This window comes from Bifidobacterium sp. B4079, assembly GCF_026537385.1.
GTDB lineage: Bacteria > Actinomycetota > Actinomycetes > Actinomycetales > Bifidobacteriaceae > Bombiscardovia > Bombiscardovia asteroides_I.
The window spans coordinates 973,738-989,745 of the sequence record NZ_JAFNMH010000001.1; the positions used below are offsets into that span (position 1 = coordinate 973,738).

Below are 16,008 nucleotides of genomic sequence, written 5' to 3' on the forward strand. Positions count from 1 at the left end.
TAGCTAACGATCTATCCGAGGGAGGGTCTTTGAGCAAAGACTACGGCAAGCGAATCAAACGGGCAGCCAACCTCATGTCACGATCCATGGATGCCTACGCGGCCCGATACGGGCTCACAGGCACCCAGATGTCCATCATCGACTTCCTGGGCGAGTCCCAGAACCACACCCAACGGGACATCGAGATGGAATTCGACATCCGCCCGTCTACAACGACAAAAATCCTGCAGCGCATGGAGGCCAGCGGACTGGTCGCCGCCAAACGGGATCCCAGGGACAGCCGTCAACGCATCATTGTTCCGACCGCAAAGGCTCGGGGCCTGCAGAAAGCTGTGCGGGCATATATAGACAACCAGCAAAAGGCCATGGAGCGCCAGTTCGACCAGTGTGATCTGGCTGCCTTCGATCGTGTGCTGGCCTATTTCATCGCCTTGAATTCCGATGATTCCACCCAGACCAGGAAGGAATCTCGCTCATGAGCGCGACCCAAACAAGCCAAGAGCAAAGTACAGCAATCCCCCGCAAGGTAATCGGCGCTATCATAGCCACTGGCATCATGTCCTTCTGCGGCGTGATCGTGGAAACTGCCATGAACATCACCTTCCCTGCCCTCATGAGCCATTTCGGCATCGGAACCTCCAGCGTGCAATGGATGACCACCCTCTACCTGCTGGTCGTCGCCTCCATCACCCCGCTCTCAGCAGCTCTCAAGCGCCGATTCCGCAGCCGAACCCTCTTTCTGTGCGCTAATCTGCTCTTCCTGACCGGACTGGTCATCGACGCGCTGGCTCCAGTCTTCCCGCTCCTGCTGCTGGGAAGGGCCATACAAGGATTGGGTACCAGTATCGCCCTGCCACTGATGTTCAACATCATCCTCCAGGAAGTCCCGACAAAGCGCATCGGCACTATGATGGGCGTAGGCACTCTGATTACAGCTATCGGACCAGCTGTCGGCCCCACCTTCGGCGGTTTGGTGGCGACCACCATCGGGTGGCGTTTCGCCTTCATCATCCTGATCCCCGTACTGGTCATCTCGCTGGTGACCGGCCTGGCCTGTATACCCTCGGTTCCCGTGTCGGCAGACAGGGAAGCAGCCGGGCTGGGCCCGCTTGACATATTCCTGATGGTTCTGGGCTTTGCAGGTTTGATCTTCGGCATCAGCAACGCCTCGGCAGGATGGCTCTCCTGGAGGTTCGGCGGTGCGCTGGCCCTGGGGCTTATCGCCCTGGCAGGGTTCACCGTCCGCGCTCGGCATCAGGCCCAACCGATCATTGACGTGCGCCTGTTCGCCGACAGCCGCTTCTCCCTGCATGTCGGCGCCTACATCCTCTTCGAGATCAGTGCCCTGGCTCTCTCATTCATCCTGCCCAACTACCTGCAGCTGGTTGATGGATGCACCTCGCTGCAGGCCGGACTGGTGGTGCTGCCAGGTGCGGCGATCGGAGCCGTTCTGGCCCCGCTCTCCGGCAGGCTTTACGATCAGCTAGGCCCGCGCATTCCCATCATCAGCGGCAGCTGTGTCGCCCTGATCGGCCTCCTCGGATTCGCCTTGACGGCCCGTCGGCTGACAGCCCTGGCCATCCTGATACTCTATATTCTCTTCATGCTGGGCATCGGGCTGAGCTTCGGCAACATCATGACCAACGGCCTGCACCGGCTGAGTCGGGAGCAGCAGGCCGACGGCAACGCCATCTTCAGCACCGTCCAGCAGTTCGCCGCAGCCATCGGCAGTAGCCTGGCAGCCACCATCGTCGCAGCAGGCCAGGCCGCAGTCGCAAACCGAAGGCTGGGAACCATCAACGGCTCCCAGCATGCCTTGATCCTGCTGCTGATCGTTGGCGCCCTGGAGGTCCTGCTGATCCTGGCCGCTCTGCGTCGCTCTCAGAAACCGCAACATGCTTGAAGGATAGCGGCCTTCAGTCCACGTCAAAGAAAACCCTCATTCCCTATTTCGCCACGGTTGGACCAGGCGAAATAGGGAATCAGGGTGGCCGCGGTCAGCATGCAATGGAACGGTTGCCATTGACGGTAGAGCGGAGCAGTATCAGCCCCGTCTGTCGATTATGGGTCCCCTGGTCACCGCCACCTTGTCCGCATCCAGGCTGACCAGAGGATAGGCGGCAACAGCACGTACTGGCATGTCGAAGTCAGTGTCGATCCGATCACCCTTCTTCCAGGGACCGGAAAGGTAGAGGTGCCCCTGTTCCACACGTCGGCTGATATCATCCGAGGAACCTTGGCCTGTGTGGACCGTCACCGCATCGGTGGCTGCATCGCCGCCAGCCCAGGAAAGCAGACGGAAAGCCAGGGTGGTCCGGCCATTACCGGAAGCCTCAGCCTTTAGGCGGATTCGACCCTTCCAAGGCAGTGCCGAATGCACCCGCAAAGCGATCGACCCCTCCCCCAGGTCCGCCTGGATACTACCACCGATGTAGAGGTGCACAAAGAGCGAGGACCCATCCTCGGCAAGGGTGTAGGCGTAATCCCGCACCGATTCGACCAGGCGGGCCAAGTTGGGCGAGCAGCAGGCGCATCCGGATGATGCGCCAGGGGGTACCCCACGGCTTCCACCCATTTGGAGAAGTCAGTATCCTGGAAAACGCAACCATAGAACTTATCCGGATCGGGATGATCCGGGTCCTCCGGCAGAGAGTGGGACCCCTGGTTGGCGAGGCCGCCGGATGGCTCGGCTCCCATGCTGCCCTTTCAGCCTCTTGTTCACGGAGGCAGCAGCGCGAAAGGTGTGCATGCAGTAGCTAGGCGAAGCGCCCGGAACCTGGTCGTTGAGAGCCCTCCATCGGTAAGGCAGGACTGCAGTTCTGACCAGCTCCTGCTCGGCAGACCAGAAGGGGTCGTCAACGCTGGCTTGACTTATATCGATAGGCACGCTCATATTGAATTTTGAATTCCCGGCTCATGCGGCCATCTGCCTCTCTATGCGACGGCTGAAAATGAAATGATCAGGACCAGCGCAACGGTCACCAGGGCCACTGCCACGATGGGAAAAAGGTAGACCTGCTGGTCGGTCGTCTGGAACAATTTGAAAAAGAGTATGGCGATGGCATTGCCGATGGCTGCGGTCTGGTTCCAAGCGGTCTGCAGCTGGGTCTCATAGGAGTCCGGGCAGAGCCAGGAAACCAGGGAACTGCCGATCGGGCCGACAAGCTGGGCGGACAGCGCCATGAAGGCGTAGCAGACAAGCACCCACCAGAGGGAGTAGCCGGAGGATCTGCTTCCGCCCGGAATCAGGGATGGTATGGTCACAACAGCCCCATACCATACCTATGGGTGGTCTGGATTGCTCCGGCGCTGGTCTTGGTGCACAGGATGATAAGGATGGGACTGGTTATCAGATCCATGACCAAATAGATGACCTGGAGTGAGCCTGGGGCAATGGTTATGCCAAAGATCACCCGGTCGACTTTCTTGTCGAGGAAGATGGCAATGGCGCTGGTCAGCAGGGTGGCGCCCAGGGCCATGACGATCTGGGCGAAGAAGAACCAAAGGAAAGCCCGAAGATGGGTATGGTCACGGGCGGTCAGATCCTTTTTACTGAACAAGTTGACCAAGAAGCACAGGGGTACCACGAAGGCGAAGGCGGTGACGACGTTGATGATGGCATTCAGGCTGAAATGCCGGGTCAGCACCAGGACGTCAATGATCATGGCAAGCACCGCCAGCCCGACAGCCATGCCCTTGAACATCCGCTGGCGCTCCCGAGCGGGCAGAGGCTTGATGGGCGCCTCTACCAAGGGTCCAAAGAACCGGTACTGGGTGAGGAAGATGGCCGTTGCGAAACCAATATGATAGCTGCTCAGACCGATCTGACCCACCACGACCGGGGTGAGGATTCCGGCCACCGTATTGGCGAACTGGTGGATGGTGAAGGCTGCGCACGCCTGCGGGCATCCTTTTTGCGGTAGAGCTGCCCGGTCAGGGAGGCGTTGGACATCCCCATGATGGGCATAGACAGCAGCACCAAGGCGATGCAGGCATGGTCTGCCCAAAGACCTGACTGGTCGGAGGCATGGCCAGGATGAAGAAGGCCGTGGCCTTAAAGGAAGTTACCCAGCATCAGCGCCTTGCGCATCCCCAGACCCCTGTCGGAGAGCCAGCTGCCACAATATTGAGCAATCCCTTTGCCGCCCCCGTGGCAGCGATCATCAGAGCTGCATCACCCTGGGAGAACCCCAGCCCCTTGGAAAAGGGGCATAGAGGTAGTAGATCATCAGGGCGTAGAAGGCGCCCCAGGCGGCTGAGTTGCAGAAATTGCCCAGGGCCAGGGTACCGATGGACGAGGGTGTCCGAAGAGGTCCTTGTCGTCCCTGACCTCTTCCAAGGTGCTCTCCGTATGCTACATGGTTGCATCACTCCCGGAATGGTGGTGAGTTTATAGAAAAGGTGGATAATTTTGAGGTATAGATTCTTTACAGGCGCCTGGGTCACCGACCCCTGCGCTGGTATGGTCCGGTCTGCCACGATTATCCGTCTCTTTCTCATATGCCTAGGCTCCGCTGCCTATGATGCCTTCAATGGCAGTGATAGCGAATCCCATAGCCGGTGGCCTAGACTTTATAACACGTGGGGCATTTTTACCTATTGTTTCTGACGAGAGGTCGATTTTCATGACATTGTTCTATGACTAGGAAAACCAGCAGCAGCCCGAGCTGGCGTCTGCCGGCACCTTCATCAGTGACCCCGGCTGGCGACATAGCAGACGCGTCAACAGGACCTTCGAAAGCATCTGCAACATCCAGGGCATTTTGCCCTTGCAGATTGATGATACGCGCTACATTCTGGGTCCGGGCACCTTCCTGATCGTGCCTCCTAACCAGAAGCATCGGAGATTCCGCGCCATCACCGACAGCCTGGGATTCGATTGGATACATTTCAATCTGCCCGGCTTGACCCCAGTCAGGGGCACCGTCGAGAACCCCGAGACGGACGAGGCTTCGAGCATTCTTCTGCCTGCCTGCATCGAGAACCTGCTCATGGACCGGGTCACCGTCATCTTCAACCAGCTGCTGGACGTCTACCAGATGCACGGCGATCAACACTATCTGAACGCTATCCTGGCCTGCGTGCTTTACGAGGTGACCATGCAGGCCAAGCAGCTTCTGCACACCCTGTCCATGAACATTCATGAACTACAGCCGGTGCGCGACAGGATCCGCATTCACGCTCTGGGGCCCATCAGCCTGAGCCAAATCGCCGACTATTTCAACTACAACAAAAGCTACCTATCGTGCAAATACCGGCAGAAGTTCGTCATCACCATTTCCCAGGAGACCGAACGCTTCCGCATGGAGGCGGCCAAGTCCCTGCTGGTAGAGACCGACGACACAGTGTAAGGCATCGGGGCCATCGTCGGGTACAAAGACGACAAATATTTCATGAAGGTATTCAAGCGCAGCAGCGGCATCAGCCCCACCCGCCATCGAAGAACCTTTCATCAAAGGCACTTCAACTCCCATTGAGCGCTACAGCCGGGTCGACCATAAGGACAATAGGTGGGTTTTATTGACGCAGTGGTCTTTGCCAGACCGATTTCGCGGGCAGCGCTCATAGGACGAAAACAGCAAGGTGATTTTGCAACGAAGGGAGATCCCCATGCCTCGCACCAACCCGCCTCGGATGATTTTCAGCCAGATGATCGATCCTCGACGCATCGAACTCTACTGGAACCAGGAGGTGGAGGAAGCCTCAGATCCCCGGCATTTCCGTCTGCTCATGGACGACCATCCTCTGCCGCTGATGGAGAGGACCGATGTGGAGTGGAATCTGCTCAATGTCTATGAGCCCATCAGGAAACGGTCCACGTTGATTACCAGAGAACCCTTGGATCGCACTGTTCTGGGATGCCTGTCCGTACGAGCGGACGCGGCCATCGTCAATCAACAGGGTCAGCAACTGGCACTGCCAGTACACGCAGTTCACCAACTGCCGCTGCGGAATCCCCATTGAGTCATCTGACGACGTCAGGCACCACACCCGGCTGTTGGCGGCCGACCTGATCGACACCATGATGTCCGAATCGCCGCGGATAGCCCGGACCATGATCTCCCTTGGGGCCAGGGTCGCCATCTACGGACCTCATGAGGATGTCTATGATATACCTGAACATCACGGCAGCGCCCGGATCATGGATCGCCCTGTGAAAGGGTACGGAGGTATGATCGGCGACCCGGTCACCTCCATCTCCGCCGCCAATATCGAGCGCATCACTGTGGGCATGCATCAGACCCGCTACCCCGACGAGTCCATACTGGCCCATGAATTCGGCCGCGCCATCCACCGCTGGGCATCAACCGTCTGGAAGATCAGAGTCTGGCCCATCGAATCCAAGCCGCCTACAGCCATGCTATGGAGGCTGGTCTCTGGCCGCGAACCTACCTCATCGGCAACATCGAAGAGTACTTCGCCACCTTTACATCCATGTGGTTCAACGTCATGGCCGAGAGCGCCGACGACACCTGGGACGGGGTCCGAGGCCCGCTCAACGCCAGGAATGAGCTGCACGAATACGACCCGATCGGCTACGACCTGCTTGCGGACATATATCCGCAGACCGCTCTGCCCTACCCTTGGGATACCAATGCAGTCAACCACGACTACAGCGGGCATATGGACCAGTTGCCCTGAGGGCACTAAAACTTTAGTCAGTCATCCTGCCCAAGGCCAGTCTTTCTCACTTGAAGGTAAGAGGGAATCACATGCTGATCAATGTCATCAGCCACACTTGTAACCGACCGATGCAATAATTAACGACTGGTATTTTTCGCACAAGCGGAATCTCTTCGGTACCTCATGCATGCACTGTTCGACGAACCGGCATAGGCATGAGGAATGCAGGCCGCTGGAACCGAGCATCTACGTCGAACTCTTTTCAGCCGCAATGAAGCCCCACACTAAAACCGATTCTCTGAAAGTTCGCCATGAAGCCGCTGTTATTGGCGGTAAGGTTGTTCGGGGGATGCTTGCTGGGGTTCGTGCAGTCTAGTGTTTTTCCTGGCTGATCGTTTGCCCCCCCCCCAGGCGGCGCGGTCCGGGAGGCCCCACCTGCGTATAGAGAAGCCGTCACCCCTGGGGATGCACAGGTGCGGCGGCAGGCCTGAATGTCCAGCCGCACCGGTTCTTCCACGCGGCACCGTTTCTCTGCACTGGTCCCGAGCCGACATTTGGTCGGCCTATCCGAAAGGTGTGCCGCAATCAAAGCCTCGGCCGAATCTTGGCCTTAACGCGGATGACCTGGCGGATGGCTCCATGGTTAACGTCCAAACTCTTATCATCCGGGTGCTTCCGTTTCATCCGACCGAGCAACGCGCCGCAACTTGCCAGTAGTGCGTTTTGCCTGCTCCCACGAGTTGGGCAGCCTATATAAAAATCGCACATGCAAGCCCGCGACCCAGGTGGGCTGCATTATCAAAGACCCAGAAACACTCAGGAACTATCTATTCCTCCGACCGGACAAGTGCGCGAGAATCCCTAAAAGTTGCCCTGTTGACGTTCCGAGGTTGAGGGGACAGCCGTATGACGGAAGCCCCTGCTGCTGGGAGCGGGATGCTTCGCTTGAAGGCGGTGAGGCTAGGCGTGATAGTGTTGTTTCTGGTTGTAGGGAAATACATGTGCGGCTTGCGGTTTTGCGTAAAGCGGGGGCACCGGGAAGCGTGGCCGCGTATGCATAGATAGGGGTTTGTGCATATCATGCGCCAGCATTCGAACATGTCGGCCAGAGCTATTGGCATCCTGCTTGCCGTCATCCTGCCTGCCAGCTTCCTGGCCGGAGGTCTGGCCGCAGCCGATGCCACCGCCGGAAGCGAAGTCGACTTGGCCGCGCCCGCCACCTTGGGAAACGCCGGGCTGGAAGACTCCACAGCCCCCGGCGCGGGCGGCCAGCCGACCAGCAGCACGCTGACTGCAGCCCCGCAGGTCCCGTCATCATCCCCGCTGGCCACCTCCTCCCCCCTGCCGTCATCCTCGCCCCTGGCCGACGCTCCCGGCAGCACAGCCGGCAGCCAGCCGCAGGCCCAATCCTCCCAAACCTGGACGGTCAGCTTCGACCCAGCCGGCGGCAGCAGCGTCGGCCAGCAGACCATCCTCGAGGGAGGCCAGGCCAGCCGGCCCAGTCCCGACCCGTCCAGGGGCGGGTACCTGTTCGACGGCTGGTTCCAAGGCGACATCGCTTACGACTTCAGCCAGCCCGTCACCCGCAACATCACCCTCACCGCCCGATGGACCAGCACAGACAGCCAGCGGTGGACCATCAGCCCCACCCAAGGACCCGCAGCCGGAGGCGCCAAGACCACCCTCACCCCACCCAAGCCAAGAGGCATCCGCTTCAGCCAAATCAGCCTGAACGACTTTCACTCCGCTGCCATCAGATCCGATGGCAGCCTCTACGCTTGGGGAAACAACAGCAGCGGCCAGCTGGGCGACGGCACCACCAACAACCAGAAAAGGCCAATCCTGGTCGACAAACCTGCAGGAACGCCGAATGGATTCACTTGGAAACAAATCATCCTAGGCAGCTATTATTCCGCAGCATTCGGCTCGGACGGCAACCTCTACACATGGGGAGATAACAGCAATGGCACGCTTGGAGATGGCACCACCACCGACCGACCTACGCCGATCAAGGTCGGCAAACCCCAGGGCGCGCCAGCCGGATTCACCTGGAAACAGGTCAGCTTAGGCGCGTGGCATTCGGCAGCTATCGGTTCCGACGGCAACCTCTACACTTGGGGAAGAAACAGCAACGGCCAGCTGGGCAGGGGCACGAACGTCGTGTCCGCCCACCGGCCAGGCATAGTCGGTAAACCCCAAGGCGCGCCAGCCGGATTCACTTGGAAACAAGCCAGCCTCGGCTGGTTTCACTCTGCGGCCATCGGATCCGACGGTAACCTCTACACTTGGGGAAGAAACGACTCCGGGCAACTGGGCGACGGCACCACTACCGATCGGAACAAGCCAGCCAAAATCAACGGATTCACTTGGAAACAAATCAGCCTAAACAACAATTTTTCCGCAGGAATCAGCTCGGACGGCAGCCTCTACACCTGGGGAGGCAACAGCACTGGTCAGCTAGGCGACGGCACCACCACCAACCGAAACACGCCAACCCTGGTCAGCAAGCCCAAAGGCACGTCAGAAGGGTTCACCTGGAAACAAATCAGCCTAGGCGGCGCTCATTCCGCGGCCATCGGCTCAGATGGTCAGCTCTACACCTGGGGAGGCAACAGCAACGGCCAGCTGGGCGACGGCACAACCACCAACCGAAACACGCCAACCCTAATTCGGAAGCCCGCAGACGCACCCGACGGATTCATTTGGAAACAAATCAGCTTAGGCGAAACTCATTCCGCAGCTTTGGGATCAGACAGCAACTTATATGCTTGGGGGCACAATAACACTGGTCAGCTGGGCGACGGCACCACCACCAACCGGAACACGCCGGTCACACTCGACTTCCCTGGCGCCGCCACGCCCACTGATGTCCGGTTCGGCCAGGCCAGGACCACGGGGATCACGGCCAACCCTGACGGCACCTGGCAGGCGTCCACGCCCAAGCATGACCCGGGAGCCGTGGACGTGACCGTCGTCTGGAACAGGAACGGGCCGCAGCCGGACGCGCACCTGCAATACACGTTCATCGCCCCCGAACACCAGGTCGGCTTCACCTCCAAGGACAGCGCCTGCCCCGCCCCCACGGGCATGCCCCCCAGCCAGGCCGTCACCCAGGACGGGCAGGCGGAACGCCCCCAGCCGGACCCGAAAGCCGACGGCTGCCTGTTCGACGGCTGGTTCCAAGACAATGTGGCCTACGACTTCACCCAGCCCGTCACCCACAGCATCACCCTGACCGCCCGGTGGACCAGGACTGACACGCAGCACTGGACCATCAGCCCCGCCCAAGGACCCGAGGCCGGCGGCACCAAGCTAACCCTGACCCCGCCCACGCCGCGCGGCATCCGCTTCAGCCAGACCAGCCTCGGCAGCAGCCATTCCGCAGGCATCGGCTCGGACGGCAACCTCTACACATGGGGAAGGAACAACAGCGGCCAGCTGGGGCGGGAAACTATCGCTAGCCGGTACACACCGACCCTGGTCGGCAAGCCCGCGGGCGCGCCCGACGGGTTCACCTGGAAACAAGTCAACCTGGGCAGCAGCCATTCTGCGGCCATCGGATCCGACGGCAACCTCTACACCTGGGGAAGCAATACTTACGGCCAGCTGGGCGACGGCACAACCAACAGCCGCAGCACGCCAGTCCTGGTCGGCAAGCCCCAAGGCGCGCCAGACGGGTTCACCTGGAAACAAACCAGCCTAGGCGACCAGCATTCAGCAGCCATCGGATCCGACGGCAACCTCTACACCTGGGGATACAACAACTACGGCCAGCTGGGCGACGGCACCCAGGTCGATAAGCACACGCCGACCCAAGTCGGCAAGCCCCAAGGCGCGCCAGACGGGTTCACCTGGAAACAAACCAGCCTAGGCAATGCCTATTCCGCAGCCATCGGATCCGACGGCAGCCTCTACACCTGGGGAAGCAACAACTCCAGCCTGCTGGGGCGCGAACCCTCCAACGCCTGGCCGGACAGCCGGCCAGGACCAGTCGGCTTCCCCGGAAAACCACAAGCCACCAGCATCTGCTTCGACCAAACCCGGCAGCAAGGCGCCTGCCTTGCCGCCGGCAAAAACCTGACGCCCAACCCCGACGGCACCTGGAACGCCACCACGCCCGCCTACACGCCAGGCCCCGTCCCCACAGCCATCGACTGGACCCAGGACGGCAGACAGCAGCAAACCGACACAAGCAACACCTACCGGTACCTGTCCATCGCCAGCCTGCCCCTGACCGGAGGAAACGGCATGCTCCTCCTGCTCGCCACAGGACTGCTCGCCGCAGGAGCCGCCGCAGCCGCCAAAAACCGACGACAACAAACCCAAACAAACACTTCACACGAGTAAGCAGCCCGGGCCACACCCCCAACAGGACCCAGGCCAACAGGCGGCCCCGCCACCCCCAACACGACGGAGCCGCCACCACACCCAACAACCCCACAAACCACAACAAAACCCCAGCCCAGCCCGACTCTAGTGCGGAGAAAGCCGGGGGCGGAGTCGCGATCGGCCTTGACGGTCGCTGTCACGGCAAGCATCCACAATCGCCAAGTCTAAAAGCCAAAAGATATCAGCAACCCGCTTTCGGCAAAAACAGACCACAAAACCCAAACACAAAGCTCCAACACGAACAAAAGGCACTCCTAGTAGGCGCAGTCACTGACTGCCATCGACCAATTACAACCTAAAGCAAGAGTGTCATCTTATCCCATCTGCATCGATCCCTGAGTCTGCATCAACCTCGATAGATGCGTCCAGGCTCTGGTCAACCAGGCAAAGCCAACGGCGGAGTCTGTCTCTGGCTGTTTTTTTCGATATTCAAGCAACTCGCATTTGCTGTTTTATGCATTGCATTCGTCCGAATCTTTGCCTCACTCGCCAAAGACGCACAAACCGGCGACAGGCCAGGAATGGCCCATCAGCCCATCAATTCAGCCGCGGAGGGCGATGCCTTCCAAGTACCGATCTGCAGGGACAGAGAATGACGGAGAAAGCGAACGCGGGTCAGGAGCCTCTAGACTGATTGATCCGTGCAGATCGGTCTGCGACGAACAAGACACATCCCCTGGTTCGGGTGTACTGCTCTAACTCGACCAATGCTTCAACCTGAATGGATTGATGAAAGAAGAACCACGCAAGATAGACAACCGCTCTGGTCGTCGGATCTGATGGCTGCCGCAACCCGCTAAGCGCTATAATTGTCTCCAGCAGCATAGTCGGCCCCTGCTTCGCTGGTCGTCGTGCACGGCCACTAGATATTTGCCGCAAGGAGGGGTCATGACCGATACACACGTACGATCCGCATCACCCACAAACCAGCTCCGACGGAAACATGGGCAGGAGCATGAGTGCTTCACCTTTGCCCCGTCCCAGATCTGCCTGGCCCCGGGCAGTACCTACGCTGATGCCCAGCAGGCCGGTGCGGACTACCTGCTCAGCCTGGATCCTGACCGTCTGCTGGCCCCATACCGGCGCGAGGCCGGCCTGCCCCACCAGGACAGCCCTTACCCTAACTGGGAATCCATGGGTCTGGATGGCCATATGGGCGGCCACTACCTGTCCGGCCTGGCGGCATACTGGCAGACTCTGCTCGATCACCGCTTCCTGGCAAGGGCAACCTATATGTTGACTGTCCTGCGTGAATGCCAACGAGCCTCCGGCGACGGCTTCCTAGGCGGCATGCCCCACAGCGCCGAGCTCTTCCGAAGCCTGCGAAAAGGCCATATCCAGGCACAGTCATTCGATCTGCAAGGCGCATGGGTTCCCCTCTACAACCTCCACAAGCTCATGGCGGGTCTATTGGATTGCTGGCAGGCCTTCCAAATCCCTGAGAACAACAGCCAAGCAGCAGATGCCTCCGCCATGGCCCACGAAATTGTTCTGCAGCTGGCTGACTGGTGGTGCAATCTGGCGGACGCCATTGCCGAGCAGGATTTCCAAACCATGCTGTCTTGTGAATACGGAGGATTGAACGATGTCTTTGCCCGTCTATACCAGCTGACCGGGAGAGAACGCTATCTGCGCCAGGCCCGCCGCCTGACCGACCAGGCCTTCTTCGAACCACTGGCCGACGGCAAGGATCGGCTTACAGGCCTGCATGCCAACACGCAGATCCCCAAGGTCCTGGGCTACGAGCGTCTGTTTGAGATCACCGGCGAGAAAACCTATCGCAGGGCCGTAGACACCTTCTGGCATGGGGTGGTGGACCGGCGCACGGTCTCCATCGGTGCCCACTCCGTCTCGGAGCATTTCAACCCGCCGGACGACTTCTCCGCCATGGTCACCTCCCGGGAAGGCCTGGAGACCTGCAACAGCTGCAACATGGCCAAGCTGGCCCTGAGCCTCTATAAGTGCACAGGGCAGGCCCGATACCTGGATTTCTACGAGCGGGTGCTGGTCAATCATCTGGTCTCCACAGTAGGCATCCACGAGCACGGCTTCGTCTATTTCACCCCTATGCGTCCACGGCATTACCGGGTCTATTCCAGCGCCCAGCGCTCCTTCTGGTGCTGCGTTGGCACAGGCCTGGAGAATCACGCACGCTACAACAGCATGATCTTCGAACGCCAACCAGGAAATGAGCCCGGCAGCAAATCCGAGTCCCTGGTGGTCAACCTCTTCATTCCTGCCGTCCTGGACTGGTCCGCCCGCGGACTGCGCGTCGGACTATCCTATGCTCCCGGCCCCGGAACAGCCAACCTGGGCCGTCTGGACCTGGAAGGTCCGCCGGAGGAGCAACAGACCGTGGACCTTTACCTACGTCATCCCTGGTGGCTTGAGGATGCCAGGTACCGGGTCATGCAAGGACAGCAGGCCCAGCTGACCGTCGAGCCAACGAGGTCCGCTTCAAACAACAGCCCATGCTTCGACCATTTGCGCCTGACCTGGACTGGACAAGCAACTTTGGAGGTGGCCCACCGGGTCCGGGTGACTGCCGAGCCCCTGCCTGACGGTTCGGACTGGATCAGCCTGCTGCGCGGTGTCAAGGTCATGGCTGCCCGCAGCGATGACGCTGATCTGGAGGGCCTGAAGGCAGACGACTCCCGAGCCGGTCATATCGCCGCCGGTCCTCTGCGCCCGCTTGGCGACCTGCCCCTGCTCCTGGGAGAGCCCAAGGACTTCCTTCTGCCCCACCCCCAGGACGACGGCGCCATCGAGGTGGCCGTCGCCAGACCGCACGCACCAGCCCGGGAGGCGGAAGGGGACCCCGAGTGGACCGACTCGCGCCTGTTGCTGGTCCCTTTCACCTCTATAGAGGCCTCCAGGTACTCGGTTTATCTGCCTTGGGCACAGGATTGGGATAAAGACCGCGTTTATCGCACCTTGAAAAACATTGATGTTCAGGAACAGGCCCATGAGCGTCAGATTTGCGATCAAGTGAACTGCGGATCCCAGCAGTCCGAGATCGACCATGAATATCAGGGTCGGAATGACCGGCAGGAGCTGATCGAAGGAGCGAACACCCGTCGCGCACTGACTGGCGGCTGCTTCTCCTACCGGCTCCATGATGCCACTGGGAAAGCAAGGATGCTGGAGGTGGCCATGCGCAGCCAGAACAGCACAGCTCGTTATTCTCTGCGAGCGGAAGGCTTGGAGCTGGGGCAACCAGTCAGGAGCCACGAGCATGGCACGGTCCTCGACCGGTACCCCCTGAATGGGCAAGGCTTGAATGCCCTGCCCAACCGGTCTGTCAGGGTGAGGATTCAGGCTGGCAATGAGTGCCCCACCCCTGACATGCTGACCCTGGCCCTGATCCGCGGCTGAATCGCAGGCCCTTCCCCATGCAGAACTGACAGGGCTTCAAAGCAAGGCTGAGGGTGGCATCGGCAATTCCCGTTGCGCACTGCCCACCACATACCCACTATATATATGGGTCGACCGCCTGACCGGGCGAAAGGCGATTCCTCTTATCGCGGTCAGGCGGTCGATGCTTTTCTCGGGAACCTAGTGCTGGTCGTCAGGCTTGGCGTAGATGAACTTGTTGCAGATCAAGTACACGATCAGGCCAAGCAATGCTACGGCAGCGCCGATCAGGAGCAGGTTGCTGTAGTTGGCCGCCAGGCCGGTGGCACCCATGATGCTGAAGCCTTCCAGGCTGGTCTTGCCCATCAGGCCGCCGATGATGGCGATGCCGATGGAGCCGGTGACATTCATGACCAGGTCGTTCATGCCCACGCCGCGGCCTGACTGCTCCTGTGGCAGGGTGTCAAGCACGGTGGAGACAATAGGCGAATACATGAGGCCGACGCCGGCGTAGTAGACGCAGGCAGTCAGAGTCAGGGCCAGAAGGCCGGAATTGACCACGAGCGCTGATCCGGCGAAGCCTAGCATCATCAAGCAGGCAGCGATGATGATCGCTGTTTTGCGACCGATTTTGTCCACGATGGCACCCGAGGTGGTGCCGAGCACGGCGGCTACCAGGAATGCCCAGACCACGTGCAAGGAGACCGTGGAGGTCGGCACCCGGTAGATGTCACGCCCGATGGCGTTGAAGATGGGCGACATGCAGTAGTTCATGAAGTAGAAGATCAGGATCAGGGCGATGCCCATCAACCAGCGCTTGTTGCGGAAGAAGGCCGGGGTGATGAAAGGGCTGCGGGCCCGGCTGATATACAGCCCGAAGATAAGGTAGCAGACCGCGGAGGCCACCAGCAGCCACCAGGCGGCATATGAGAAGAAAAGAGTCAACAAGGCCGTTGCCAGGCCGAAAATGACAAAGCCCAGCCAGTCCACCTTCTCGCCATTGCCACCGCCGGTGGGCAGGCTCTTGAGCAGAACGGGCAGGAAGAAGATCGTGACCGCAGGAATAAGGAACAGGTACTGCCAGGCCAGTGAGCTGAGCAGACCAGCAGCGAAGATGCCGATGGCTGCAGACACCTGGTAGCCTGCCGTGAAGATGCCAAAGAAGATCACCTTCAGCGAGGGCTTGAGATATTTGGTCGCCACGACCAGGTAGGCCGAGCCAGCCACCTGCTCCCCGGCGGTCTGCAGCAGCCGGGCCGCAATCACATTCCAGATGTTGGGGGCCATAATCGTGTTGGCCACATACCCGTACACGGACCCCACGAACAATATGCACAAGCCAAAGGTGACCAGCTTGCGCAGGGAGACGAAGTCGCCCAAGGAACCGTAGATGAAGCAGACGATGCCCAGGACGATGCTGGGCAGGGCCGTGATCAGCGAGGCCTGATCAGGTGCGCCCGCATCCTTGCCGACTTGCTGGAATACCAGGTTGAAGCCCTGCAGGCACAAGGTGCCCAGGACAAAGGTGATCAGCAGCAGGATCAATGATCGTACGGCTGTCGAATCCTCGGTGGATTGTTCTTCGGACATGATGTCTTCAATACTCTTTCTCTTGCGTGAACTTGCCGGGGATGGCGGACA

At 59.9% G+C, this 16,008-nt stretch carries 11 protein-coding genes and 1 pseudogene; 7 read left to right on the forward strand and 5 right to left on the reverse strand.

Annotated features, from left to right (window positions below; genetic code table 11):
* Nucleotides 1-29 precede the first annotated feature (29 nt).
* Nucleotides 30-479 carry a MarR family winged helix-turn-helix transcriptional regulator gene (locus J3T95_RS04095; protein ID WP_267450474.1) on the forward strand — a complete coding sequence of 150 codons (450 nt, stop codon included), beginning with the start codon at nucleotides 30-32 and terminating at the stop codon, nucleotides 477-479.
* Nucleotides 476-1,903 carry an MFS transporter gene (locus J3T95_RS04100; RefSeq protein ID WP_267450475.1) on the forward strand — a complete coding sequence of 476 codons (1,428 nt, stop codon included), beginning with the start codon at nucleotides 476-478 and terminating at the stop codon, nucleotides 1,901-1,903. The genes J3T95_RS04095 and J3T95_RS04100 overlap by 4 nt, the downstream gene beginning before the upstream one ends.
* A gap of 141 nt (nucleotides 1,904-2,044) precedes the next feature.
* Here the strand turns inward: J3T95_RS04100 and J3T95_RS04105 are convergent, their stop codons facing one another.
* The 4 genes and pseudogenes from J3T95_RS04105 to J3T95_RS04115 form a co-directional block, all read right to left on the reverse strand.
* Nucleotides 2,045-2,575: a beta-L-arabinofuranosidase domain-containing protein gene (locus tag J3T95_RS04105; protein ID WP_267450476.1), complete on the reverse strand. Its 531-nt coding sequence runs from the start codon at nucleotides 2,573-2,575 to the stop codon at nucleotides 2,045-2,047.
* Nucleotides 2,512-2,893: pseudogene (locus J3T95_RS09225) on the reverse strand (glycoside hydrolase family 127 protein); the annotation flags it as partial. The gene J3T95_RS04105 and the pseudogene J3T95_RS09225, both read right to left, overlap by 64 nt.
* Before the next feature lie 41 nt (nucleotides 2,894-2,934).
* On the reverse strand, nucleotides 2,935-3,264 hold the full coding sequence (locus J3T95_RS04110) for a hypothetical protein (protein ID WP_267450477.1): 330 nt from the start codon (nucleotides 3,262-3,264) through the stop codon (nucleotides 2,935-2,937).
* Entirely contained in the window at nucleotides 3,261-4,007 is a 747-nt protein-coding gene (locus J3T95_RS04115) for a hypothetical protein (RefSeq protein ID WP_267450478.1), read from the reverse strand. The genes J3T95_RS04110 and J3T95_RS04115 overlap by 4 nt, the downstream gene beginning before the upstream one ends.
* 660 nt (nucleotides 4,008-4,667) lie before the next feature.
* Between J3T95_RS04115 and J3T95_RS04120 the strand changes: the two genes are divergently transcribed.
* From J3T95_RS04120 to J3T95_RS04140, 5 genes are all read left to right on the forward strand, one after another.
* Nucleotides 4,668-5,351 carry an AraC family ligand binding domain-containing protein gene (locus J3T95_RS04120; RefSeq protein WP_267450597.1) on the forward strand — a complete coding sequence of 228 codons (684 nt, stop codon included), beginning with the start codon at nucleotides 4,668-4,670 and terminating at the stop codon, nucleotides 5,349-5,351.
* Nucleotides 5,352-5,610: 259 nt separating this feature from the next.
* Entirely contained in the window at nucleotides 5,611-5,964 is a 354-nt protein-coding gene (locus tag J3T95_RS04125; protein WP_267450479.1) for a hypothetical protein, read from the forward strand.
* Nucleotides 5,965-6,363: 399 nt separating this feature from the next.
* On the forward strand, nucleotides 6,364-6,642 hold the full coding sequence (locus J3T95_RS04130; protein WP_267450480.1) for a hypothetical protein: 279 nt from the start codon (nucleotides 6,364-6,366) through the stop codon (nucleotides 6,640-6,642).
* A 1,062-nt stretch (nucleotides 6,643-7,704) separates the two neighbouring features.
* Nucleotides 7,705-10,971, forward strand: a complete 3,267-nt coding sequence (locus J3T95_RS04135; RefSeq protein ID WP_267450481.1) for an RCC1 domain-containing protein — start codon at nucleotides 7,705-7,707, stop codon at nucleotides 10,969-10,971.
* Nucleotides 10,972-11,901: 930 nt separating this feature from the next.
* A complete protein-coding gene (locus J3T95_RS04140; RefSeq protein WP_267450482.1) occupies nucleotides 11,902-14,388 on the forward strand; it encodes a beta-L-arabinofuranosidase domain-containing protein in 2,487 nt (828 codons plus the stop codon).
* A 180-nt stretch (nucleotides 14,389-14,568) separates the two neighbouring features.
* Here J3T95_RS04140 and J3T95_RS04145 read toward each other — a convergent pair whose 3' ends face one another.
* Nucleotides 14,569-15,957 (reverse strand): MFS transporter, encoded by a 1,389-nt coding sequence (locus J3T95_RS04145; protein WP_267450483.1) that lies wholly within the window; start codon nucleotides 15,955-15,957, stop codon nucleotides 14,569-14,571.
* Nucleotides 15,958-16,008 lie beyond the last annotated feature (51 nt).

Excerpts from the sequence above, each read along its gene's own strand:
- J3T95_RS04100 (WP_267450475.1), top strand. The coding sequence starts at position 476 with ATGAGCGCGACCCAAACAAGCCAAGAGCAAAGTACAGCAATCCCCCGC.
- J3T95_RS04105 (WP_267450476.1), bottom strand. The coding sequence starts at position 2,575 with ATGGGTGGAAGCCGTGGGGTACCCCCTGGCGCATCATCCGGATGCGCC.
- J3T95_RS04125 (WP_267450479.1), top strand. The coding sequence starts at position 5,611 with ATGCCTCGCACCAACCCGCCTCGGATGATTTTCAGCCAGATGATCGAT.
- J3T95_RS04130 (WP_267450480.1), top strand. The coding sequence starts at position 6,364 with ATGGAGGCTGGTCTCTGGCCGCGAACCTACCTCATCGGCAACATCGAA.
- J3T95_RS04135 (WP_267450481.1), top strand. The coding sequence starts at position 7,705 with ATGCGCCAGCATTCGAACATGTCGGCCAGAGCTATTGGCATCCTGCTT.
- J3T95_RS04140 (WP_267450482.1), top strand. The coding sequence starts at position 11,902 with ATGACCGATACACACGTACGATCCGCATCACCCACAAACCAGCTCCGA.
- J3T95_RS04145 (WP_267450483.1), bottom strand. The coding sequence starts at position 15,957 with ATGTCCGAAGAACAATCCACCGAGGATTCGACAGCCGTACGATCATTG.